Here is a 24,496-nt window from a genome sequence, read left to right as displayed (position 1 = left end):
CAGGATTCGACCTGCTTTAGACTCAGGACGGCATCATCACCGCCTGCCCGCTCATGGCCAAATCCACCAGCTCGCGGTTGGCCACCGCGTACATAGCGTAATCGGTTCCGGTAGCGGCACGCAGATCGTCAAGCATGGCGCGCCAGCGCTCGACCATCACACGGTGCTGCTCCAGCCACAGCGCGACCCGTGCATCCATGTCCGCTGGCGCATCGGCCATCTGCAGGACCGAGATGGTGATCGCCCGCTGCTGCAGGTCGATGTCATCGCGGAACGACTCGCGGGCCAGGGCCTGCCAGTTGTTCTCTACCGACAGGTTGCTGATTTCCTGCAGGTACCAGGTCAGATCCAGCGCGCTGCCAACGGCGAAGAAGGCCTTGGCCACTTCAGCCGGATCCTGGCCAGTGACGTCGGACGCTTCAATGATCGGCAGCAGGGTGTACAGGTGCGTCGTCCCCGCGACCATGCGCGCCAACAGCTCAGGCACACCCGCTTCGACGAAGCCCTGGTAACGGGTCATCCAGCGCTCGCGGGTCGGCCCTTCCAGCAGCTCATCAAGCTTCAGGCCGAGGGCGGCGATCTTCGGCCCGAAATGCGCCACATCACGCCCGGCATCCTGCTCGTTGCGACGGCTGCGCAGGAACCAGCGAGTCGCCCGACGGCCCAGACGCATCAACTCGTCCATCAGGGTTAGCTGGATTTCCGCCGGCACCTGATAGTCCAGCGCCTCGATCTGGCGGAACCAGTGCGGCAGGTGGAAGATGTCACGCACGATCACGTAAGCACCGGCGACATTCGCCGGGCTCATGCCGGTGGACTCTTTCAGGCGCTGAACGAAGGTGATGCCCATGTTGTTGACCAGATCGTTGGCGATCTGGGTGCTGACGATTTCGCGCTTGAGGCGGTGACGACGCATGGCCTCGGCGAATTTGCTCACCAGCGACGGCGGGAACGCGGTTTCCATGTCGCGGGTCAGGTAGTCATCATCCGGCACCAAGGACTTGAGCAGCGCTTCCTTGAGGTCGATCTTGCTGTAGGAGATCAGCACCGACAGCTCGGCACGGGTCAGGCCCTGGTTGGCCGCCAGACGCTCCGCCAACTGCTCCTCAGTCGGCAGGAACTCGATGGCCCGGTCCAGCTTGCCACGGCTTTCCAGATCAGCCATCAGCCGCTTGTACTCGGCAATCCGCTCGCGAGCCCGGCGCGCCGCCAGAGACAGTGCCTGGGTCTGCTTGTAGTTGTTGCCCAGCACCAGCCCAGAGACTTCCTCGGTCATGCTGCCCAGCAGCTGGTTACGCTGCTTCTCGGTCATATCGCCGGCCTGCACCACTTCATTGAGCAGGATCTTGATATTGACCTCGTGGTCAGAGCAGTCCACACCACCGGCGTTGTCGATGAAGTCGGTGTTGGTGGCGCCGCCGTTGAGACCGAATTCGACACGGCCCAGCTGGGTCATGCCGAGGTTACCGCCCTCGCCGACCACTTTGCAGCGCAACTCGTTGCCGTCGACACGCAAGGCGTCGTTGGCCTTGTCACCGACATCAGCGTGACTTTCTTCGCTGGATTTGACGTAGGTGCCAATACCGCCGTTCCAGAGCAGGTCCACTGGTGCCTTGAGCAAGGCGTTGAGCAACTCGGTCGGGGTCAGCTTGTCGGCTTCGATGGCGAAGCGCTCTTTCATCTGCGCGGTGATGGCGATGCTTTTCGCACTGCGCGGGAAGATCCCGCCGCCTTCGGACATGATGCTGGTGTCGTAATCGCTCCAGGCCGAGCGCGGCAGGTCGAACAAGCGCTTGCGCTCGGCAAAGCTGCTGGCCGGTTCCGGGTTCGGATCGATGAAGATGTGCAGGTGGTTGAATGCGGCCACCAGTTGCAGCTTGTCGGACATCAGCAAGCCGTTGCCGAAGACGTCACCAGCCATGTCGCCAACGCCAACCACGGTGATCGGGTCTTCCTGGACATTGATGCCACGCTCGCGGAAGTGCCGCTGCACGCCGACCCAGGCGCCACGGGCGGTGATGCCCATCTTCTTGTGGTCGTAACCGGCCGAACCACCGGAGGCGAAGGCATCGCCGAGCCAGAAGCCGTAGTCGATGGCAATGCCGTTGGCGATGTCAGAGAAGGTTGCGGTGCCCTTGTCGGCGGCCACCACCAGGTACGGATCGTCATCGTCGTGGCGCACGACGTTGGCTGGCGGTACCAGGGCGCCGTCCTTGAGGTTATCGGTGATGTCCAGCAGACCGGAAATGAAGATCCGGTAGCAAGCGATGCCTTCGGCTTGAATATCATCGCGGCTGCCGCCCAACGGCAGGCGACGCGGCAGGAAGCCACCTTTGGCACCGACCGGAACGATGACCGAGTTCTTGACCTGTTGGGCTTTTACCAGGCCCAGCACTTCGGTACGGAAGTCTTCCTCACGGTCCGACCAGCGCAAACCGCCACGGGCGACGTTGCCAAAGCGCAGGTGCACGCCTTCGACGCGCGGCGAGTAGACGAATATCTCGAACTTGGGCACAGGCTTGGGCAGTTCGGGAATCAGCTTGGGATTGAACTTGAAGCTGAAGTACGACTTGGCCTGACCTTGAGCGTCGGTCTGGTAGAAGTTGGTACGCAGGGTGGCCTTGATCAGGTCCAGGTAGCGCCGCAGGATGCGGTCTTCGTTGAGCACCTGGACATCATCCAGAGCGGTCAGGATGGCCTGTTCCAGACGCTGCTGCTTGTCATCCAGGTCATCGCTGGCGAGCTTGCGTGCCAGGTAGAAGCGGGTCTTGAACAACCGGGTCAGTTCGCGCGCGATGTCGGTGTGGTTGTTCAAGGTGCTGGCGATGTACCCCAGGTCGAAACCCAGGCGGATCTGCTTGAGGTAGCGGGCATAGGCACGCAGCAGGGCCACGTCGCGCCATGGCAAGCCGGCGGTCAGTACCAGGCGGTTGAAGGCGTCGTTTTCCGCATCGCCTTTGACGATATGGACAAAGGCGTCCTGCAGCGTGTCGTTGAGTTGCTGGATGTCCAGGTCCAGGCCTTCGCTGTAGGTGAAGGCGAAATCATGAATCCAGAACTCACGGCCGCTGGCATGGCGCAAGCGGTATGGGAACTCGCCAAGCACACGCAGGCCAAGGTTTTCCAGGATCGGCAGAACGTCGGAGAGCGCCAGCGGCGTATCGGCGTGGTACAGCTTGCAGTGCAGTTGCTGTTTGCCGGCCTGGGTCAGCGGCTGATAGAAGCTCATGACCAGCGGTTTGCGTTCGGACAGGGTCAGCAAGTGATGCATGTCGACCACTGCCGAGTGCGCGGCAAAGCGCTCGCGGTAACCTGCCGGGAAGCCCTTGGGGAAGTCGGCAAGGATGTTGGTGCCCTGCGCTTCGCCGAAGCTCTCGACGGTGAGGCTGGCAAAGTCGTCCTGCCACGAACGGCAGGCCTGGATCACTTCGTTTTCCAGCTGTTGCGGGTCGATGTCGATACGATTCTTCGGATCGACGCGCAGGATCAACTGCACACGGGCCAGTACCGACTCGGAGAAGAAGGTCCAGAACTCGCAGTCGCTGGCCTTGAGGCGATCCATCAGCACTTGCTGGATTTTCTGCCGCACTTCGGTGGAGTAGATATCCCGCGGCACATACGCCAGGCAGTAGCAGAAGCGACCGTACGGATCCTTGCGCAGGAACACGCGAATCTTGTTGCGCTCCTGGATCTGCACGATCGACATCACGGTGCTGAACATCTCATCGACCGGCGTCTGGAACAGATCGTCGCGCGGCAGCACTTCCAGAACCTGCGCCAGCTCTTTGCCCAGGTGGGCTTTAGGGTCGAAGCCAGAGCGACGCTCGACTTCGGCGACCTTGCCACGGATATACGGAATCGAGCGCACGCTTTCGCCGTACACCGAAGAGGTGTACAGGCCCATGAAGCGGCATTCTTTGATGACCTTGCCGTCGGCGTCCAGCTGGCGGATCGATACATAATCCGGGTAAGCCGGACGATGCACGCGGCTCGGGTAAGCGGCCTTGGCGAAGGACAGCAGCAGCGGCTCGTTGAGGTAGTTGACCGCATAATCTTCGATGCGCAGGTCTTCGGCGGTGAGGCCGGCGCGCAGCAGGCGGGTCAGGCCGAGGAACGACTGTTCGTCGTAAACCAATTGGCCGCCCTGGGCATCGCCCTGAACAACAAACTCTTCATAACCGAGGAAGGTGAAGTGGTTGCCCAGCAACCACTCCAGAAAATCTTTGACCTCAGCCTTCTCGGTCTGCGCCGGGGTGTAGGCGGTTTGCTCGACCAGCGTCAGCAGCTCACTCAGCTTGGCTTTCATCGGTTCGAAATCGGCTACCGCGACGCGCACTTCAGCCAACACCTGCTCCAGTTCGCGGGTCAGCACATTGAGTTCGGCGGCGTTGGCGCAGCGGTCGATTTCCAGGTACATCAGCGATTCTTGCGAAACGCCCTCACCCTGGGTGCCCTTGGGCAGAATTTCCAGCAGCTCACCCTTAGGTCCGCGACGCACACTCAGGACGGTGGTCTGCAGGGTATGGATGCTGTAACCGCGGCGGTTGAGCTCGGTGCGCACCGAGTCGACCAGGAAAGGCAGGTCATGGTGCAGGACTTCGACCGCCGTGTGGGTCGACTGCCAGCCATGACGCTCGTAATCAGGGTTGTAGACGTGAACTTCAGGATGGGCAGGATCGAAGCGTTCGATAATGCGCCAGGCCGACAGGGTGCAACCGGCCAGATCCGACAGGCGGCGCTGGGTGAGCTCGTCAAGAGAGATGATGCCGAAGAACTGTTCGGCAAACAGCGCCACTTGTGGCAGTGCCTGTTCGCTGATGTGCTGCGCCAGGGCCGCTTGCAGTTGATGCTGGAAGTCGGCTTTGCTGGCTGCGGTGAAAAACGCCATCTGTGGTACTCCGCTTGGGCTTTGTTATTGAGTGAAGCGTCGCGCGCGTCCGCCATCTACGGATCAACGATAGCCAACCCGTAGCAGGAAGACGGTAAAACCATAAGAACAGGCGCAAAACACGACTCATTAGTCACATTCACCAATTCCACGGATGGGCATCTGCAAAAACGACTGCTCCAGACCGGGCTGTGTCTTTACGGGTGACCATCGACAGCGCAGCTTAACGAGTGCCCACCCGCCCCTGCTTGCGGTGCTGCGACATATTCGGTCATTGAGGTGCAACTGCTCGTTTATCCCTGGGCCGAAGACTGGCAAAATCGTGTTTCAACTTATTGATCGAGCCCCCCATGCAACTGACCACCGCCCTGCTCTTCGCCACCCCTTGCGATGATGAAGAAGACAACATGGCCACCCTGTGCTGCCACAGCGACAAGGGCCAGATGTTCCTCATGACCCGCTACCCGGACGAAGACCGTGTGGACATTACGCTCGACGAGCATTACGCCCCCGTCGAAGGTTTGAAGGTCACGTTCAGCACCAAACGCTTGCTGATCGAGGTTGCACCGCTGGATGCCGACGCCCTCGGTGGCGACGACCATCTGGAGATTCTCCTCAGCAGCGACGGCACCGACCTTGCCGAGGTCGACGAAACCCTGCAGAACATCCTCAAGGGCACCGGCACCTACGTCAGCGAGCTGTAATCGCAGCTGCAGTTTCTTGACAAGCAACTGCCTCGAAGGCATTGTCTGACAACCTGATTAATGAGCTAGACCCCATGCTTGAGCTTCAGCGCCCTGACACGCTGGTCGAACGCGTCGTCGGTGCCATCCGTGCAGAGATCGATTCCGGACGCCTGGCGGCCGAAGCGCGCCTGCCCACCGAGCAGCAACTGGCCGAACAACTGAACGTCAGCCGCTCGGTGGTGCGCGAAGCCGTAGCCCAGCTCAAGGCGGATGGGGTGCTGATCGCCCGCCGCGGCCTGGGTTCTTATATTTCGCAAACACCCACCGGCACGGTGTTCCGCTTCCCTTCCGCACAAGGCCGCAGCCCCGACCTGGTGCAGATGTTCGAAGTGCGTCTGTGGATCGAGACCCAGGCCGCCTCGGTGGCGGCCCAACGCCGCGATGCAGCGGACCTGGCGCGCATGAACAAAGCCCTGCAGGAGATGCTCGACAAACGCAGCGACTTTGCTGCGGCAGCCGCCGCCGACGTCGAGTTCCACCGCGCCATTGCCGATGCCAGCAAGAACGATTATTTCGTCGCCTTCCACGACTTTCTCCGTGGCCAGCTGGCCGCGGCACGCAAGACCGCCTGGGAAAACTCCGCCGCCCACTCGGTGGGGGGCTCTGCTGACGCCAACCGCGAACACCAGGCGCTGTATCAGGCCATCGTTGACGGCGATCGCCATGCCGCCGCGGCCTGCGCCGAAGCTCACCTGCGTGCTTCCGCCAAACGCCTGAAACTGGAATTGCCAAGCATCGATTGACCCTTTGAATTACCGTCTCTAACCGGCGCTGGTGCACAGCGCCTTTTGTTTGACCGACTTAGTCTGACAACCTGATAAGCAGACTCTCTGATAAGAACAAGCCAAGGTGACACCTGCATGATTTACGACTATTGCATCATCGGCGGCGGCATTGTCGGCCTCGCGACCGCCATGGCACTGCTTGAGCGCCAGCCTGGCGCCTCACTGCTGATCCTGGAAAAGGAAGCGAGCCTGGCCAGGCATCAGACCGGACACAACAGTGGCGTGATCCATGCGGGTATCTATTACGCCCCCGGCAGCCTCAAGGCTGACCTGTGCAAGCGTGGCGCCGAGGCAACCAAGGCGTTCTGCAGCGAGCACCAGATCACGTTCGATGTCTGTGGCAAATTGCTGGTTGCCTCTACCCCGCTGGAAGTTCAGCGCATGCACGCGTTGTACGAGCGTTCGCAGCACAACGGCCTCAAGGTCGAGCGCCTGGATGCAGCCGAACTGCAACGCCGCGAGCCGAACATCGTTGGTCTGGGCGGGCTGTTTCTCGATGCCACCGGCATTGTCGACTACAAGCAGGTCTGCCAGGCCATGGCGCGGGTGATCCAGGCCGCCGGTGGCGAGGTGCAGTTGTCGACCACCGTGCGCGCCATTGTCGAGAGCGGCGACGATGTCACCATCAGCAGCGATGACAAGGTCTGGCGTGCTCGCCAGCTGGTTGCCTGCGCCGGTCTGCAATCGGACCGCCTGGCAGCCCTGGCCGGGGTCAAGATCGACCATCAGATCATCCCGTTCCGTGGCGAATACTTCCGCCTGCCCGCCAGCAAGAACGACATCGTCAACCATCTTATCTACCCGATCCCGGACCCTGAATTGCCGTTTCTCGGCGTGCACCTGACGCGGATGATCGACGGTAGCGTCACCGTTGGCCCCAACGCGGTGCTGGGCCTGGGCCGTGAGAACTACAAAAAGTTTTCGGTGAACTGGCGCGACGTTGCCGAGTACGCACGCTTCCCCGGATTCTGGAAAACCCTCTGGAACAACCTCGGCTCTGGCACCACCGAGATGAAGAACTCACTGTTCAAGGGCGGTTACCTGGAGCAATGCCGCAAGTACTGCCCTTCGCTGAACATCGAAGACCTGTTGCCCTATGAAGCCGGCATCCGCGCCCAGGCGGTGATGCGTGACGGCACGTTGGTGCATGACTTCCTGTTCGCCGAGACGCCACGCATGGTCCACGTCTGCAACGCACCGTCGCCGGCCGCCACCTCGGCGATCCCGATCGGCCAGATGATCGCCGACCGGATCTTCAAAACCCGTTGAAACCCTGCTGCACACCATAACTACAAAGACAAAAAGGAAACCGCTTATGTCGGTACATGAGACGGCTGCGGCCGCGACAGAAACCCCGGAACAGAAGAAAAAGCGCCTGCGTAAGGTCGCTGCTGCAACCATCTTCGGCTCGATGCTGGAGTGGTATGACTTCTACTTGTACGCCACCATGGCGGCGATCGTGTTTTCCAAGGTGTTCTTCGACCCGAGCAATCCGGCCGTGGCCTCGCTGCTGGCCTTTTCCACCTTCGCCATCGGCTTTATTGCCCGACCCTTTGGCGGCATCCTGTTCGGTTACCTGGGTGACCGCTTCGGACGCAAGCAGGTGCTGGTCATTACCTTCTGCCTGATGGGTGTGTGCACCACCCTGATTGGCCTGATCCCCAGCTACGCCTCCATCGGCATCTGGGCACCGATCATCCTCGTCCTGGTACGGGTCATTCAGGGCCTGGGCGCGGGTGCCGAACTCTCCGCCGCAGCGGTCACCTCCTATGAGCACGCCAGCGAAGGCAAGCGCGGCAGCCAGGGTGCCTGGCCAGCATTGGGGCTGAACCTGGGCTTGCTGCTGTCGTCGCTGACCGTGTACGTGCTGACCATGAACGGCAACGAGTTCCTGCTCTCCGGTGGCTGGCGCATCCCGTTCATCTGCAGCATCGTACTGGTCGCAGTCGGCCTGTGGGTGCGCAGGAGCATCCCGGAAACCCCGGATTTCAAAGAGTTGGACAAGACGCCAAACAAAGCACAAGTGTCACCGCTCAAGCTGCTGTTCAAAAACGACCTCAAGGGGCTGGCAGTGGTGTTCTTCGTTGCCATTGGCTACAACGCTCTGAGCTACATTTTCAAGACCTTCTCGCTGGCCTACCTGACCCAGTACAAAGGGGTTGAAGCCCATGTCACGTCGTTGTCGGTGACCATCGCCAGCCTGGTGGCGATTATCGCCGTACCGTTCTTCGGCTGGCTGTGCGACAAGTGGAGCAGTAAGGCTGTGCTGATGCTGGGCGGGGTGTTCTCGGTGCTGTTCGCTTATCCGTTCCTGGCCCTGCTCAACACTGGCGAGCCAATGATGATCTACCTGGCCATCGCCATCGGTACCGGCATCCTTGCGCCGATGATGTTTGCGCCTCAGGGCTCGTTCCTCAGCCGCCAGTTCCCGACCCAGACTCGCGCCTCGGGCTTTGGTACCGGCCGTGAGATTGGCACTGCGGTAGCCGGCGGCCTGGCGCCCCTGGGTGGTCTGGCCCTGGTTGCAAGCTCGGCGACCCACTCCACCGATGGTGTGGCGGTGATCCTGGCTGTGGCAGCGGTGTTGGTGGTGGTGTTTGCCTGCTTTGACCAAGGCCGCAAGCATTCCACCTTCAAGAACTGAGTGATCGCCGTAGCCGCTGCCGCCAGGCTGCGACCGGGCGTGAAACGGCCGTCATTCAGCCCCATCATGGTGACTGAATGACGACTGCTTCGCAGCCGATTGCAGCCTGGCGGCAGCGGCTACGAATCTATTGCGCCTACCGCCCCGCGATGCTTTTCAACCCCGGATGCATTAAAGTAACAGCCCCCGCCCGGGCGCTTAGACGCGGTACGCCCTGGCTTTTGTCCAGGAACCTTCAACGATGGAACACCGTGAGGCGCTGATCGCGCTGCGCACCTTTCTTTCCACCCAGATCCTTGGCCAAGAAAAACTCGTCGAGCGTTTGCTCATCGTGCTTCTGGCCGACGGCCATATGCTGGTCGAAGGCGCCCCTGGTCTGGCCAAGACCAAGGCGATCAAGGAACTGGCCGAAGGCGTCGAAGCCGAGTTCCATCGTATCCAGTTCACTCCCGACCTGCTTCCGGCCGACATCACCGGCACCGAGATCTATCGCCCGGAAACCGGCAGTTTCGTGTTCCAGCAAGGACCGATCTTCCACAACCTGGTGCTGGCCGACGAGATCAACCGGGCACCGGCCAAGGTGCAGTCGGCGCTGCTCGAAGCCATGGCGGAGCGCCAGGTCAGTGTTGGGCGCAGCACTTACGAGCTGTCGCCACTGTTCCTGGTCATGGCCACACAAAACCCGATCGAACAGGAAGGCACCTACCCGCTGCCCGAAGCCCAGCTAGACCGCTTCCTCATGCATGTGAAAATCGGTTTCCCGGACGCCTCGGTGGAGCGCCGCATTCTCCAACAGGCCCGTGGCGAGGCACTCAACGGCGAAGCCAAGCCCGAGCGCCGGGTCAGCCAACAGGCAATCTTCGCCGCCCGCAAGGAAATCCTCGGGCTGTACATGGCCGATGCCGTGGAGGAATACCTGGTGCAACTGGTCATGGCCACCCGTACCCCGGCCAAATTCGACCTGGAGCTGGCCGACTGGATCGCCTATGGCGCCAGCCCGCGTGGCTCGATTGCACTCGACCGCTGTGCGCGGGCCCACGCCTGGCTGGCCGGTCGTGACTTCGTCAGCCCAGAAGACATCCAGGCGGTGCTGTTCGATGTGTTGCGCCATCGCATCATTCTGTCCTTCGAGGCGGAAGCCGCCGGGATTGATCAGGACCGGGTGATCCAGCGCATCCTCGACGTCGTCGCTGTCGCCTGACGCCATGCCTGAACGCTTGCTGGCCGCGCCCGGAATCCGCATCAGCCTCGCCGAGCTGATCGAGATGCGTCATCGCGTGCGCGAAGTGCAGCTGTTCTCACGACCCGGCCAGCGCAGTCCGCTGGTGGGCCTGCACCACTCGAAACTGCGTGGCCGCGGGGTCGACTTCGACCAGGTGCGGGTCTACCAGGCTGGCGACGATGTGCGCAATATCGACTGGCGGGTGACAGCACGCACACAGGAGCCACATACCAAGCTGTTCCACGAAGAACGTGAGCGACCGATCTTCATTCTCGTCGAGCAGAGCCAACGGCTGTTCTTCGGCTCCGGCCTGATGTTCAAATCGGTGCTTGCTGCCCAGGCAGCGGCCCTGATCGGCTGGGCCGCGCTGGGCCACAACGACCGCATCGGCGGCCTGGTATTCGGCGACAACGAGCATTATGAAATCAAGCCACGACGCAGCAAACAAAGCCTGCTGCAGTTGCTCAACCGCCTGGCCCGAGTCAATCAGGCGCTGCATACCGAAGCCCAGCCTCAAGCAGACAGCCTTGGCCTGGCCTTGCGCCGCGCCCGTGAAGTGCTGCGCCCCGGCAGTCTGGCGATCATCATTTGCGACGAACGCGCGTTGAGCCCGACGGTGGAGCAGCAATTGAGCCTGCTGGCGCGACACTGCGACCTGCTCCTGCTGCCGCTGTCCGACCCGCTCGACCATGCCTTGCCCGCCGCCGGCCTGCTGCGTTTTGCCCAGCGCGGCGCACAATTGGAACTCGACACCCTCGACCCGACCCTACGCCAGAGCTACCGTCAACAAAGCGATGCACGCATCGAGCGTTGGGAGCTGCTGGCGCAAAAACTGCGGGTGGTGCTTATGCCGCTGAGCACCCAAAGTGAAATGATTGAACAACTGCGCGAGTACCTCAACGCGCAACGACCGGGGAAAGTCCAGTGAGCTCACTGGAGCAACTGCAACCGCTGATCGCCCCGCCACCTGTGGGCTGGTGGCCGCTGGCACCCGGCTGGTGGGCGTTACTGGCGTTATTGCCATTACTGGGATGGGGCCTGTGGCGCCTGCACCTCTGGCGTGCGGGCAATAAACCGATTGTGCGCGCCGAACTGCCACTGGACCCGATCCGCATCGAAGCCCTGGCGGAACTGGCGCGCCTGCCCAAACCCTACGACGGCGAACCCGCCGGTGCCTGGCTGCAGCAGATCAATGCCCTGCTCAAGCGCTTGTGCCGCAACCATTACCCCGGCAGTCATAGCCATACCCTCAACGGTCGGCAGTGGCTGGCGTTTCTCGACAACCGTTGCCCGGCTGCCGGCCTGACCCGCTGGATGGTCCTGGTCGAAGGCGCCTACAAACCTGAATGCAAGCTCGACGACAAGGCCATCGCCGGGCTCAATCACGCGGTCGAAACCTGGATTCGCAAACATGTTTGAATTGGCCTGGCCGTGGGTGTTCCTGCTGTTGCCGCTGCCTTGGCTGGCGCGCTGGCTGCTGCCCACCGCCGACAGCGGCGAACCGGTGCTCAAGGTCAGCTTCCTCGACGAACTCGAAGGTCTGGCCGGGCGCCGGGCGCGGCTGAATCTGCCAACTTGGCGCCAACAGGCACCGTTCATCCTGATCTGGCTATTGCTCCTGTTTGCCGCCGCTCGCCCGCAATGGCTGGGCGAACCCTTGCCGGTGGCTGCCAGCGGCCGCGATCTGCTGGTCGCGGTGGACGTCTCCGGGTCCATGGACTTCCCCGACATGCAATGGCAGGACGAAGAGGTTAGCCGCCTGAGCCTGGTCAAAGCCCTGCTCGGCGACTTTCTCGAAGCTCGTCAGGGTGACCGCGTTGGCCTGATTCTGTTTGGCAGCCAGGCCTATCTGCAGGCGCCGCTAACCTTCGACCGCCATACCGTACGCACCTTCCTCGACGAAGCGCAGATCGGCATTGCCGGCAAGAACACGGCCATCGGCGACGCCATTGGCCTAGCCCTCAAGCGTCTGCGCCAGCGTCCATCGCAGAGCCGCGTGTTGGTGCTGGTCACCGACGGCGCCAATAACGGCGGGCAGATCCACCCACTGACAGCGGCGCGCCTGGCGGCCCAGGAACACGTGCGGATCTACACCATCGGCATCGGCGCCGATCCGCAAGAGACCGGTAACGCCGGTTTGCTCGGGATCAACCCGAGTCTGGACCTGGACGAGGCCTCACTCAAGGAAATCGCCGAACTGACCGGTGGTACCTATTTCCGTGCCCGTGACGGTCAGGAGCTACGCGATATCGACGATGCCCTCGACCGCTTGGAACCGGTTGCCCAACAACCGACTCAAGCCCGTACAGCGCAAGCCTTGTACAGTTGGCCACTGGCCCTGGCGCTGCTTCTGAGCGTACTGCTGGTGATACACGAACAATGGCCGGACAATCGGCTTCAACGGCTGCTGCGGCGCCCGAGCTTTCTGGTGCCGCACCCGCAATGGCGTGAACGGCTCAAGCGCCTGCGCCTGAGGAGACGCCGATGATCGCACTCTGGCCGCAATGGCTACGCCCGATCTGGCTGATTGTCCTGCCGCTGCTTGTCTGGTTGCTGTTCAAGCTCTGGCATCGACAGAAACGCGCCGGACGCTGGCAGATGATTCTGCCACCCAGCTTTCATGCCGTACTTCTGGGTGGGGGCAATGGCCGCGACAGCAAGTTGCCGTGGATTGCCCTTGGCCTGGCCTGGTTGCTCACGGTTCTGGCCCTGGTCGGTCCTAGCTGGCAGCGCCTGGAGGAAACCCGTCAGCGCCCCGCCGATCCGCTGGTGATTCTGCTGGAGCTGACCCCACAGATGCTTGCCGAGGATGCTGCGCCTACCCGCCTGGAACAGGCGCGACGCAAGATACTCGACCTGCTTGAGCATCGCCGCGACAGCCAGACCGCAATCATCGTCTATGCCGGCAGTGCCCACACCTTGGTGCCGCTGTCCGACGACCTGGCCACCAGCCGCAACCTGCTCGAAGCCCTCGACCCGTCGATCATGCCCCAGGCTGGTCAGCGCGCCGATCTGGCGGTTCGCAAAGGCCTGGCACTGCTGGCCCAGGCTGGCCTGGGTCAGGGGCGCTTACTGTTGGTCGGCTCATCCCTGAGCCCACAGGAGCGTGCCGGCATCAAGCAGGCCCTGGGCCGTCGGGGGCCTAGCCTGTTGATGCTCGGTATCGGCTCTGCGCAAGGTGCACCGGTCAAGCAAGCCAATGGTGAGTTCCTCAAGGACGATCAGGGCGGCATTCTCATGCCACGCTTGGAAAGTGCCAGCCTCAAGGCCTTTGTCAGCAGCACCGGGGGGCGCTACCGCAATGCCCGCATCGACGACCTTGACCTGCGCGGCTTGCGCCTGTTCGAGAACCCGAAAAGCCTGCGCGATGATGGTCATACCTTGCAGCTGGATAGCTGGGCCGACCAGGGCTATTGGCTGTTGTTGCCGCTCCTGCTGTTGGCGGCCTGCGCCGGACGCCGTGGTTGGTTGTTCTGCCTGCCGCTATTGTTTCTAGTGCCGCGACCGAGCTACGCCTTCGAGTTCACTGACCTGTGGCTGCGTCCCGACCAGCAAGGCCAACACCTGCTCGAACAACAACGACCGAATGAAGCCGCCCAGCACTTCGAAGACCGCCAATGGAAAGGCCTGGCCCTGTATGAGGCCGGTGACTACGACGGTGCAGCACGCTTGTTTGCCCAGGGTAACAGCGCCGCCGATCACTACAACCGCGGTAACGCCTTGGCCCGCAGTGGGGAACTTGAAGCGGCCCTTGATGCCTATGAGCAGGCGCTTGAAAAACAGCCGGAATTGCAACCTGCCTTAAGCAATAAGGCCCTGGTCGAACAACTGCTACAACAACGTCAGGCTGAACAACCCAAACAGCCCGAACAACCCACGCAGGAAGCGCAGCAGAGTGCCCCCAGCGCACAAGTCGACACCAGCAGCAGCGCCCAGAACAATCAGGACCCGGCCAGCGAAAAACCCTCGCAACAGCCCAGCGACAGCAACAAGAACGACAGCAATGCCAGCGAGCAGGCACAGAACCTGGCCAGCAATGCGGATAATGAACAAACGACCCGACCGCCCCAGCGCCCACTCGACAGCACCCTGGATGCCGAACAGCGTCAGGCCCTGGAACAATGGCTACGGCAGATCCCGGATAATCCGGCCGAACTGCTGCGGCGTAAATTCTGGTACGAACAGCAACAACATCAGGAACCCCATCAATGAGTCGCGCCTGCGCCTTTGTACTCGGCCTCTTCCTCAGCCTGCAGGTGCATGCCGCGTCGCTGCTTGCCAGCGTTGATCGTACGCGCCTGAACGCTGGCGAAACCCTTGAACTGACCTTGCAGACCCAGGATGTGACACAGTTTGGCAAACCGGACCTGAGCCCCCTGGAGGCCAACTTCGACGTGCGTGACACCCGCCAGGTCAACAGCCTCAACAGCCTTGACGACCATAACACCGCCGGTACCCGTTGGATCATCACCCTGCTGCCGCGCCAGAGCGGCAGTGTGGAAATCCCGGCCCTGCAGATGGGTGAATTACGCAGCGAACCGATCAGCCTGCAAGTACTGGCGCAAGAAGCCAGCAGCGAAAATCACGGTCCGGTGTTCATTGATGCCAGTCTCGATCAACCCGAAGTCTATGTGCAGGCTCAGGCGGTACTGACCCTGAGCATCTACCATTCGGTGCCGCTGTACGACGACAGCAGCTTGAGCCCGCTACAAATTGACAACGCCAAGGTCGAGCCCCTGGGTGAGTCGCGGACCTTCGAGAAAGTGATCGACGGCGTACGCCATGGCGTGATCGAAATGCGCTACGCGATCTACCCGCAGCACAGCGGTGACCTGAACATCCCGGCCCTGGCATTCAGCGCCACGGCAGCGCAGAACGATGCCGATCAGGAACTTAGTTCACCCAGGGCCGGTAAGCAGGTGCGGGTCAGCTCTACGCCATTGGTACTGACGGTCAACCCGATCCCCAGCGACTACCCCGCCAACGCCCCTTGGCTGCCGACCAACAACCTGAGCCTGGAGGAGCATTGGAGCCCTGATCCCGGGCAACAACAAATTCAGATCGGTGACTCGCTGACCCGCACGGTGACGGTGCAGGCGGAGGGCCTGTCCAGCGCCCAACTGCCGCCGCTGCCGGTAACCGAGGTCACCGGCTTACGCCGCTACCCGGACCAGCCGCAACTGCGTAATCAGGTCAACGACCGCGGCTTGCTCGGCATCCGTGAAGAACGTGAAGCCTTGGTCCCGACCCACAGCGGCACGCTGGAGCTGCCGGCTCAAGAAGTGTTCTGGTGGAACACCCGCGAAGACCACTTGGAGCACAGCAGCCTGCCGGCGCGCAGCCTGCAGATCCAGGACAACCCGGCTCTGAGTGCCGACAAGCCGGCCAACATCGACCCGGTTAGTGTCACCACCCGCCCACTCTGGCCCTGGCAACTGAGCACTTTACTCCTGGCCCTGAGCACCCTGGCCGGCTTTACCCTGTGGTGGCGCGCCCGCTCGCAACCGGCGGTGCTGCGCGCTGCCCAGGCGGGACCTAGCCCACGCACCTTGCTGGACGACCTCAAGCGCGCGTGCCAGGCCAACGACCCCCAGGCCACTCGCCAAGCCCTGGACGCCTGGGCCCGACAACAACCGGAAACCCTGGCGGAAATGGCTGCCCGCTTCGTGCCGCTATCCGACGCCCTGGACGGTCTCAACGGTGCCCTCTACAGCGAAAGCGGGCACTATTGGCAGGGTGATGAACTCTGGCGTGCCATTGGCACCATCCCGGCGGCAGAACAGATCCAGCCGACTGTGAGCGAAAACGGCAGCCTGCCACCGTTGTATCCCAAATAACCCAAGGCGTGACGCCCATGCGTTGCGCCGGCAATCTGCGGAACCCTTCATGCGTCTGTTTCACACCTCCGACTGGCACTTGGGACAAACCCTACATGGCCAGGAACGCGACTTCGAACACGCCTGTTTCCTTGAGTGGCTGCTCAGCCAGCTCAAGCTGCGCCAACCTGACGCGCTGCTGATCGCTGGCGACATCTTCGACACAGTCAATCCGCCGGTCAAAGCCCAGGAACGTCTCTACGACTTCATCGTCCAGGCCCACGAGCAACAGCCGAAACTGAACATCGTGATGATCGCCGGCAACCACGACTCCGGCTCGCGTATTGAACTGCCAGCACCCTTGATGCGTCGCCTGCGCACCCATGCCCTGGGCCGGGTGCAATGGCTTGATGAGGGGGTGCTCGATAGCGAGCGCCTGCTGATCCCCCTGACCAATGCCCGCGGCAAAGTCGCTGCCTGGTGCCTGGCCCTGCCCTTCCTGCGGCCGGCCGAAGTCACTGGCGCGCACTTGGGCGACGATTACCTGCGCGGCATCGGCCAGGTGCATGAGCTCTTGATCGCAGCGGCACTTGAGCGGCGCAAGCCGGGTCAGGCATTGATCGCCGTCAGCCACGCGCACATGGCCGGCGGTTCGGTCTCGGAAGACTCCGAGCGCAGCCTGATCATCGGCAACGCCGAAGCCCTGCCCGCCAGCCTGTTCAGTAAGGACATCAGCTACGTCGCCCTGGGTCACCTGCATAAGCCACAGCGGGTCAATCGCGAAGATCGCATTCGCTACAGCGGCTCGCCCATCCCGCTGTCGTTCTCGGAAATCGGCTATCAGCACCAGATCCTCGAAATCGAAATCGATGGCAGCGCTCTGGCCAGTGTTGAATCACGCCTGATCCCACGTGCTGTGCACCTGCAACGCCTCGGCCCCGCGCCTTTGCCTGAGATTCTTGCGCAACTGGCCGATTTGCCAGTGGTCGACCTGCTCGATGACCCGCAACGTCAGCCCTGGCTGGAAGTGCGGGTGCGTCTGGACGAGCCACAGCCGGACCTGCGCCAGCAACTGGAAAGCGCGTTGCAGGGCAAGGCCGTACGCCTGGTGCGCATCGGCGCCGAGTACGCGGGCAACGGCGAAGGGGCAGAGGTGGATGATACGGCCCTGGTAGAGCTGGGTCAGATGACCCCGCAAGAACTGTTCAGCCGCGCCTGGGCCCAGGCCTACGGCAATACCGTGGACGAGCAGACCCTGGCCGACTTCGCCCTGTTGTTGCAGGACGTTCAGCAGCAAGAGGAACAGCCATGAAAATTCTCGCCATCCGCCTGAAGAACCTGGCATCGCTGGCCGGTCCGTTCGAAATCGATTTCACCGCCGAACCGCTGGCCAGCGCTGGCCTGTTCGCCATCACCGGGCCGACCGGTGCCGGCAAGAGCACCCTGCTCGATGCCCTGTGCCTGGCGCTGTTCGGCGCCGTACCGCGGCTGAGCAACATCGGCCGGGAAACCAAGCTGCCGGAAGTCGACAGCGACATCCTTACCAGTGACCCGCGTACCCTGCTGCGCCGTGGCACGGGCAGCGGCTTTGCCGAAGTCGACTTCGTCGGCATCGATGGTCGCCGCTACCGCGCACGCTGGGAGGCCAATCGCGCCCGCGACAAGGCCAACGGCAAACTGCAAGGCAGTCGCCAGAGCCTGCACGACCTAGACAGTGATCAGCTGTTGAGCAACCAGAGCAAGGGCGAATACAAACAACTGATCGAATCACGCCTGGGCTTGAACTTCGAACAGTTCACCCGCGCCGTGATGCTGGCCCAGAGTGAGTTCAGTGCATTCCTCAAGGCCGACGACAAAGACCGCAGTGAACTGCTGGAAAAGCTCACCAACACGGCGATCTACAGCCAGCTTGGGCGCCGCGCCTATAGCAAGAGCAAAGAGGCCGAAGAAGCGCACAAAATATTGCAGGAGCAAGCCGCCGGGGTCATGCCGTTGTCCGACGAGGCTCGCGCCGAGCTTGACCAGCGCTACCACCAGGCGCTGGAGCGCTTCAAAGGCGAGCAGACGCAACTGCGCCAGCTGGAACTGCAACGCGCCTGGCTGAACGAACTGCAGCAACTGCAAGCCCAGGTGCATAACAGCAGCGAGCAATTACTCAGCGCTCAACAGCACAGTGACAACCTGCAGGGCGAGCGCCTGAACCTGCTACGTCTGGAGCACCTGGCGCCGCAACGTCATCAGTTCGCCCGTCAACAGGCCTTGAGCAGCCAACTCGCGCCTTTGGCCGACCGTATCAGCGTCTTGCACCAACAACACGATGAGCAGCAAGCACGCCAGCAGCAACTGCACGAACAACAGCTCGGCGCGCAAGAGGGGCTGGCTCACGCCCTGGCTCGGCAAAGCGAAAGCGCGCCGTTGCTGCGCCAGGCCTTTGCCGAACAAAACAGCCTGACCCGCCTGAGCCAGGAACTGGCCAACTGCCAGACCCTCAAGCAACAGGCTGAGCAGGCCTGCAATGAAGGCCAGCAGCACCTGCTGCAGTTGGCAGAACACCAGCGACTGACCGAAGAACGCCTCGGCCAGATCTGCGAACAGCTTGTGCAGAGTGAATCACTGGCAGGCTTGAGTGACGCCTGGAGTGCCTACCGCGACCGCCTGCAACAGTTGATGCAACTGGGTAACCGGCTGAATCAGGGACGCGCCGAATTGCCAGGTTTGCAGCAACGGGTCGAGCAGGCCAATGCTGCACTGGAGCAACAACGCGCCGCCCTTGCCCTGCTCTACCACGAAGCCCAGGCTGAACCCGACGCCCTGGCTGAACAGATCGGTTTGCTCGGCGAGCTGCTGCAGAAAAATCGCCAGCAGCAGCGCCAGGTGGAAACACTCAGCCACCTGTGGCATCAACAGCAGGAACTGGAACAACGCCAGGCCGCCTTGCGCGAGCGCCAGCAAGCCGCCCTCAAACAGCGCGAACAGCTGATCAGTGCAGGCCTCAACGGCAAGAACCAACTGACCGCTGCCGAACAGACCCTGACGGTCACCCGGCAACTGCTGGAACGCCAGCGACTGGCCCGCAGCCAAAGCGTCGAAGAACTGCGCGCACAACTTCAAGATGACCAGCCCTGCCCGGTATGCGGCAGCCAGGAGCACCCTTACCATCAGCCTGAAGCGCTGCTACAAAGCCTGGGTCGCCATGACCAGGATGAAGAGCACAACGCCCAGCAAGCGGTCGACGCGCTGAAACAGCAGTTGGATGAACTGCGTACCCAACTGGGTGGCGTCAACGGCCAGATTAAAGAATACATTCACCAGCAGGAGCAACTGGCCGAGCAGCTACACGCCATCGCTCCGGACCTTGAGGCTCACCCGCTCAACAGTGTGCTGCTGGAGCAGGACAGCAGCCAACGCGCTGGTTGGCTGCAATTGCAAGCGCGCCGACTGAGCGACGACATCAGCCGCGATGAGCAGCGCCAGAACACCCTGCTGACCCTGCAAAAAGAAGCAGCGCGCCTGCAACAGCAACTGCAGCGTGCCAGCGACTCCAGCCAGCAGGCCAATCAGCAGCTCAGCCATCAGCAGCAAGCCCTGGATGCCGATCAAGAGCGCCTGGAGCAAGACCTGGCAAGCGTTGCCAGCGTATTGCCAGCGCCTGTTCTCGACGACCTGCGCCGCGAGCCTGCAGCGACCTTCCTGCACCTGGACCAGCAACTGGCCTTGCGCCTGGACTTGCTGCAACGGCGCAAGGACGAGCAGCAAGAACACAGCGAACGCCAGCAATCCCTGGACAAGGCCCAACTGCAACAACAGACGCGAGCCCTGAAACAAGCAGAGCTACAACAGCAGTTCAGCGAGCTGGAGCGCCAACAGCAACAGAGCCAGGCCAGTCTCGCCGACCTGCTCGGCGAGCAAACAAGTGCTGAGCAGTGGCAACAGCACCTGGAGCAGACGGTCGAGCACGCTCGCCAGCAACAGGACCAGGTCAGCCAGCAACTGCAGCAAGCGCAGGCTCGACTGATTGAACTGGCCGCTGAACTCAAGGCCAAGGGCGAACGTTTAAAGGCGCTGGAACAAGAACACGCTGAGGTTCGCAGTCAAATCGAGCAGTGGCGTCAGCAGCATCCCGAATTGGATGACAGTGGCCTGGAGCAATTACTGGGTTTCGATGACGATGCCGTCAGCCAACTGCGCCAGCGCCTATTGGACAGTGACAAAGCATTGGAGCAAGCGCAAATCCTGCTCAAGGAACGCCAGCAGCGTCTGCAACAGCATCAGGCCCTGGCCACGCTGGAACTACCCGCTGAGGCACTGGCGTCAGCCCTGCAAACCTTGCAGGAACAACTGACTGCCAGCGAACAGGCTTGCGCCGAATTGCGTGCCCAACAGGCCGACGATCAACGCCGCCAACAGGCCAACCAGGCCCTGGCCGAGCGAATGACTCAGGCCTATGCCGAATGGCAACGTTGGGCGCGGCTCAACGCCCTGATCGGCTCGGCGACGGGCGACACCTTTCGCAAGATCGCCCAAGGCTACAACCTCGATCTGCTGGTGCATCACGCCAATGCCCAATTGCGTCAGTTGGCGCGGCGCTACCGCCTCAAGCGCGGCGGCAGCCTGCTTGGCCTATTGGTACTGGATACCGAGATGGGCGACGAGCTGCGTTCAGTGCACTCTTTGTCCGGTGGTGAGACCTTCCTGGTATCGCTGGCCCTGGCCCTGGGCCTGGCGTCGATGGCCTCAAGCACCTTGCGCATCGAATCGCTGTTTATCGACGAAGGCTTCGGCAGCCTTGATCCGGAGTCGCTGCAACTGGCCATGGACGCCCTTGATGGCTTGCAGGCCCAGGGCCGCAAAGTCGCCGTGATTTCCCACGTGCAAGAAATGCACGAGCGCATCCCGGTACAGATCCAGGTACGGCGTCAAGGCAATGGCTTGAGTACAGTGGAGGTCAGTGGGTGATTCTCTACTCGTTCCGCCGCTGCCCGTGGGCCATGCGTGCGCGCCTGGCGCTGCGTTACAGTCAATGCCCGGTGGACATCCGTGAGGTCAGCCTCAAGGCCAAGCCGGCCGAGCTGCTGGCCTTGTCGCCCAAAGGCACGGTACCGGTATTGAGTGCCGGTGAGCAGGTGTTCGATGAAAGCCTGGATATCATGCGCTGGGCTTTGGCCCAGCATGATCCGCAGGATTGGCTGCTGCGCGCCGATCCCCTGGCGGCAGACGCGGCTGATGCCTTGATCGCCCGTAACGACCGAGACTTCAAGGTTCAGGTCAACCTGTACAAATACGCTGAACGTTATCCAGAGCATTCACGCGAACACTATCGCCAGCAGGCTGAACCTTGGCTGGCCGAGCTGGAAGCGCGGTTGGCCCAGCGCGCCTATTTGTTCGCCGAACATCCGAGCCTGGCCGATGCAGCATTGCTACCCTTGATGCGCCAGTTTTCTGCAGTCGAGCCCGAATGGTTTGCAGCAGCGCCCTACCCGCACTTGCGTGCCTGGTTGCAGGGCTGGCTTGAGTCGCCGTTGTTCAAGGCAATCATGGCGCGTTAAGGCCTGTGCACCCTCTGTCTTCTTGACTGTGCCCGCGTTGCGACTGCCCTGCAGTCGATCACAGCCCCCTACCTCGGCAGCGGCTACAGCACCTGGCCTCATACCGCCAGGATCGGCGAAGAATAGAGAAACAGCAGTACCGCCACGATGCGCCAGATCATGCTTCGTCCTCGGGTCGAGAAGAGTCAAAAATTTAGCGCCAAATTAAATAACGTGGCCACATGCCACTACCAGAAGTTTTACATTTCCCCTCGGACCTGACATTTCTGCCAGTAGACCCGGCGCGTTGCTACCGCTTCAATGGTGCTGCACCACATGTGCATTCAATGGAGTGAGCCCATGAACACCCTGCGTTATTTCGCTGCCGTAGCCTTAAGTCTTGTCAGTTGCTATGCGCTGGCACTCGACCCCAACGAAGAAATCGTCCCTGACACTGTAAAGCCTGAATTTCTTGTTTACGCGGCGACCTGGCAACCTTCTTTTTGCGCCAGATCCCCTACGGTAGCCGGTTGTGACGATCTTGAAAGAGGCTTTCTGGCTCATGGCATCTGGCCCTACAACAAGAGCACTGAACAAAAAACCAACCGTCACCCACAATTTTGCGCCAACTCGGCTGCGTGCAAGGGCGAAGCCTGCCCCATGACTGACAAAGCGATGGAGGATGTATTGGGTAATAAAGATCTCAGAAAGTTGGTGACGAAAGAGCCACAGGGTATGTTCGCGCATGAATGGAAAAAACATGGAACCTGCACAGGCAAAACCATGGAAGGTTACTTTGACGACCTCGCGAATCTGTACTCAGATATCATCCAGTACGACGAGGCGATGTTCAGTGCGTGGGTTGGTAAGGGCGCCGAGTTTGCAAGCATCAAAAAGGCGTTTCCAGACAACACATCATTCCGCTGCTTTGTTCACAACGAACAGCAATACTTGCATGAGGTTTTCTACCTCATCGACAGCGCTGGCCAACCGTATACCGAGGAAAAGCATCTGCAAATCGGCACTGCATGCCAGGACAAATACACCTTGATTCCCGCCCCTCCAGTATGACGGCCGCTGCAAAGCCGCAATCCTGATAGGCTGCGGCTTAACTCTGGCAATCAGTGCTGTGCCTTGTGGTCCAATGCTGCGTAGAAGTTGGCACTTTGTTGCAAGTATTTCTGGGTGTAGCTGAGGGTGGAGGACTTACGCTCACTGATTTCAACCTGAGCGTGGGCAGGCAAGGCAACCGAAGCAGAAATGGCAGAAGCGGCGATGACCGGAAAGAGATTGAAGTTCATGGCGCTGACCTCGAAGTCTGTGGTTTGAAGTGGCCGTTGCAGGCCGTGGTTCAAACTTACGCCGCTCACGCGGCGTACAGAAATTCATTGCAGCAGTAGCCATTATCAAGGCGGTTGATAGTCAGTCGATGAATTTCAGGTCGGACGGTGCGTCCTGAGGCAGCTTCTGCACCGTTTCGCCAAGCATGCCGCTACGCGGATCGCGGCGCATTACCACGATCTCGTTGCTCTTCTGGTTGGCCACCAGGAGGAACTTGCCCGATGGATCGATGACGAACTCACGGGGGTGGTCACCCTCCACACTGCGTCGCTGCACTTGCATCAGCTTGCCGCTGTCTTCGTCCACCGCAAAAACCAACAACTCATTGGCCGTGCCGCGGTTGCTGACATACAGAAAACGCCCGTCAGCAGACAGGTGCAAAGCGCCTGCGGCTTTGGCCGCAACATCGTTTTGTTCGGTCAGCGGCAAACGCTGGCGCTCGATCAACTTGCCGTCGTTGTGCTCAAAGAGCACCACCTGCGCGCTCATTTCCAGGGTCAGGTAGGCCTGCTTGCCGTCGCTGCTGAACAGTAGATGGCGCGGACCGCTACCTGGCGGCAAATCGACGAATGCTGGCGTGGCTGGACTCAGCGGGCGCTTGGGGCTGGCACCGTCATAGCGGTAGATAAATACCTTGTCGGCCCCCAGATCGCTGGCAAACACGTAGTGGCCATCCGGTGAAGACACCACCGAATGTACATGGGGGCCGGCTTGGCGTTCCGGGTTGGCGCCGCTGGCCTTGTGCTGATCCTGCTGCACCGAGGCACCCAACCTGCCATCCTTGGCCACCGGCAACACGCTCAGGCTGCCACCAGGCGTCGGCTGCACGCCATAGTTGGCGACGAACAGGTAACGCTGGTCATGGCTGAGACTGGCATGGGTCGGCTCATCGCCGCCGCTGCTGATCTGGTTGAGGGGCTTGAGGGTGCCGTCTTTGGCGCTGACAGAAAAACTGCCGGCCTGGCCCTTGCCCGCCCCGTTCTCGTTGACCGCGAACAGTAGTCGATGGTCGACCGAAAGCGTTAGCCAGGAGGGGTTCTCGCTTTTGAGCACCTGCAACGGCTTGACACCAATCTGACCGCTGACGCTGCTGAACGCATAACGGTACAGCCCTTCACTGGCACCATCGGTGTAGCTGCCCACCAGCAATTGCGTGCCATGGGCCGCGCTGAACACACTCATGGCACTAGCGATCAACAGCGTCGTCAGCTGGCGTTTCATCGTCGTCCTCACTCTCATCCGATGCGCTAAAGGCACTCATACAGACTAGCCGATGCTCGGCGCTGTCGGCAGCGATCAGCCAATCCTGGCCGTCGGCTCGGGCGGCGGTAATTTGCTCGGGGGAAAAGGACCATGTCTTGCGGGCTCGACCGTCCATGCATTCGATCTGCAGGCCGGTGTCATTGAAGGTGAAGGCAAACGCGTGCAAGCCGTCGATCAGGAGCATGTCGCACGTTTCGAGGGCTTGGGAAAGGGTTGTCATTGCGCAGGTATCATCGGCTGGAAAAATGCCATGATACTCCATCCTC

At 61.4% G+C, this 24,496-nt stretch carries 18 protein-coding genes; 14 read left to right on the top strand and 4 right to left on the bottom strand.

Annotation, left to right across the window (positions count from 1 at the left end; translation table 11 throughout):
• Nucleotides 1-22: 22 nt before the first annotated feature.
• Entirely contained in the window at nucleotides 23-4,888 is a 4,866-nt protein-coding gene (locus tag CX511_RS08570; RefSeq protein ID WP_101292083.1) for an NAD-glutamate dehydrogenase, read from the bottom strand.
• Between the two features lie 350 nt (nucleotides 4,889-5,238).
• On the opposite strand from CX511_RS08570, the gene CX511_RS08565 reads away from it, so the two are divergent.
• The 14 genes from CX511_RS08565 (at nucleotide 5,239) to CX511_RS08500 (ending at nucleotide 22,697) form a co-directional block, all read left to right on the top strand.
• Nucleotides 5,239-5,592: a hypothetical protein gene (locus CX511_RS08565; RefSeq protein ID WP_045187318.1), complete on the top strand. Its 354-nt coding sequence runs from the start codon at nucleotides 5,239-5,241 to the stop codon at nucleotides 5,590-5,592.
• A gap of 74 nt (nucleotides 5,593-5,666) precedes the next feature.
• Entirely contained in the window at nucleotides 5,667-6,377 is a 711-nt protein-coding gene (locus tag CX511_RS08560; RefSeq protein ID WP_045187316.1) for a FadR/GntR family transcriptional regulator, read from the top strand.
• A 117-nt stretch (nucleotides 6,378-6,494) separates the two neighbouring features.
• Nucleotides 6,495-7,688, top strand: coding sequence for an L-2-hydroxyglutarate dehydrogenase (lhgD, locus tag CX511_RS08555; protein ID WP_101292084.1), 1,194 nt, complete (start codon nucleotides 6,495-6,497; stop codon nucleotides 7,686-7,688).
• Between the two features lie 46 nt (nucleotides 7,689-7,734).
• Nucleotides 7,735-9,063: an MFS transporter gene (locus tag CX511_RS08550; RefSeq protein ID WP_045187312.1), complete on the top strand. Its 1,329-nt coding sequence runs from the start codon at nucleotides 7,735-7,737 to the stop codon at nucleotides 9,061-9,063.
• A 241-nt stretch (nucleotides 9,064-9,304) separates the two neighbouring features.
• The gene (locus CX511_RS08545; RefSeq protein WP_045187310.1) at nucleotides 9,305-10,264 is read left to right on the top strand and encodes an AAA family ATPase; all 960 of its coding nucleotides are present in this window, start codon (nucleotides 9,305-9,307) and stop codon (nucleotides 10,262-10,264) included.
• Between the two features lie 4 nt (nucleotides 10,265-10,268).
• Nucleotides 10,269-11,213 carry a DUF58 domain-containing protein gene (locus CX511_RS08540; protein ID WP_045187308.1) on the top strand — a complete coding sequence of 315 codons (945 nt, stop codon included), beginning with the start codon at nucleotides 10,269-10,271 and terminating at the stop codon, nucleotides 11,211-11,213.
• Complete coding sequence (locus CX511_RS08535; RefSeq protein WP_045187306.1) at nucleotides 11,210-11,704, top strand: DUF4381 domain-containing protein; 495 nt, start codon at nucleotides 11,210-11,212, stop codon at nucleotides 11,702-11,704. Before CX511_RS08540 ends, CX511_RS08535 begins: the two co-directional genes overlap by 4 nt.
• The gene (locus CX511_RS08530) at nucleotides 11,697-12,773 is read left to right on the top strand and encodes a vWA domain-containing protein (RefSeq protein WP_101292085.1); all 1,077 of its coding nucleotides are present in this window, start codon (nucleotides 11,697-11,699) and stop codon (nucleotides 12,771-12,773) included. The genes CX511_RS08535 and CX511_RS08530 overlap by 8 nt, the downstream gene beginning before the upstream one ends.
• Nucleotides 12,770-14,497: a vWA domain-containing protein gene (locus CX511_RS08525; protein ID WP_101292086.1), complete on the top strand. Its 1,728-nt coding sequence runs from the start codon at nucleotides 12,770-12,772 to the stop codon at nucleotides 14,495-14,497. The genes CX511_RS08530 and CX511_RS08525 overlap by 4 nt, the downstream gene beginning before the upstream one ends.
• The gene (locus CX511_RS08520; RefSeq protein WP_045187300.1) at nucleotides 14,494-16,122 is read left to right on the top strand and encodes a BatD family protein; all 1,629 of its coding nucleotides are present in this window, start codon (nucleotides 14,494-14,496) and stop codon (nucleotides 16,120-16,122) included. Before CX511_RS08525 ends, CX511_RS08520 begins: the two co-directional genes overlap by 4 nt.
• A 49-nt stretch (nucleotides 16,123-16,171) precedes the next feature.
• On the top strand, nucleotides 16,172-17,413 hold the full coding sequence (locus CX511_RS08515; RefSeq protein ID WP_101292087.1) for an exonuclease SbcCD subunit D: 1,242 nt from the start codon (nucleotides 16,172-16,174) through the stop codon (nucleotides 17,411-17,413).
• A complete protein-coding gene (locus tag CX511_RS08510; protein ID WP_101292088.1) occupies nucleotides 17,410-21,057 on the top strand; it encodes an AAA family ATPase in 3,648 nt (1,215 codons plus the stop codon). The genes CX511_RS08515 and CX511_RS08510 overlap by 4 nt, the downstream gene beginning before the upstream one ends.
• Nucleotides 21,054-21,647, top strand: a complete 594-nt coding sequence (locus CX511_RS08505) for a glutathione S-transferase (protein ID WP_101292089.1) — start codon at nucleotides 21,054-21,056, stop codon at nucleotides 21,645-21,647. Before CX511_RS08510 ends, CX511_RS08505 begins: the two co-directional genes overlap by 4 nt.
• A 339-nt stretch (nucleotides 21,648-21,986) precedes the next feature.
• Complete coding sequence (locus CX511_RS08500) at nucleotides 21,987-22,697, top strand: ribonuclease T2 family protein (protein WP_158239992.1); 711 nt, start codon at nucleotides 21,987-21,989, stop codon at nucleotides 22,695-22,697.
• Between the two features lie 50 nt (nucleotides 22,698-22,747).
• On the opposite strand, the gene CX511_RS08495 is transcribed toward CX511_RS08500, so the two are convergent.
• The 3 genes from CX511_RS08495 to CX511_RS08485 all read right to left on the bottom strand — a co-directional run bounded on the left by CX511_RS08495 (nucleotide 22,748) and on the right by CX511_RS08485 (nucleotide 24,450).
• Nucleotides 22,748-22,927, bottom strand: coding sequence for a hypothetical protein (locus tag CX511_RS08495; protein ID WP_101292098.1), 180 nt, complete (start codon nucleotides 22,925-22,927; stop codon nucleotides 22,748-22,750).
• Between the two features lie 121 nt (nucleotides 22,928-23,048).
• Entirely contained in the window at nucleotides 23,049-24,188 is a 1,140-nt protein-coding gene (locus CX511_RS08490; RefSeq protein ID WP_082071397.1) for a lactonase family protein, read from the bottom strand.
• A complete protein-coding gene (locus tag CX511_RS08485) occupies nucleotides 24,154-24,450 on the bottom strand; it encodes a DUF5629 family protein (protein WP_101292099.1) in 297 nt (98 codons plus the stop codon). The genes CX511_RS08490 and CX511_RS08485 overlap by 35 nt, the downstream gene beginning before the upstream one ends.
• Between the last annotated feature and the right edge of the window lie 46 nt (nucleotides 24,451-24,496).

The organism is Pseudomonas sp. S06B 330 (assembly GCF_002845275.2).
GTDB lineage: Bacteria > Pseudomonadota > Gammaproteobacteria > Pseudomonadales > Pseudomonadaceae > Aquipseudomonas.
The sequence above is the reverse complement of the archived record's forward strand: the minus strand, read 5'-3'. Positions and strand labels throughout refer to the sequence as shown.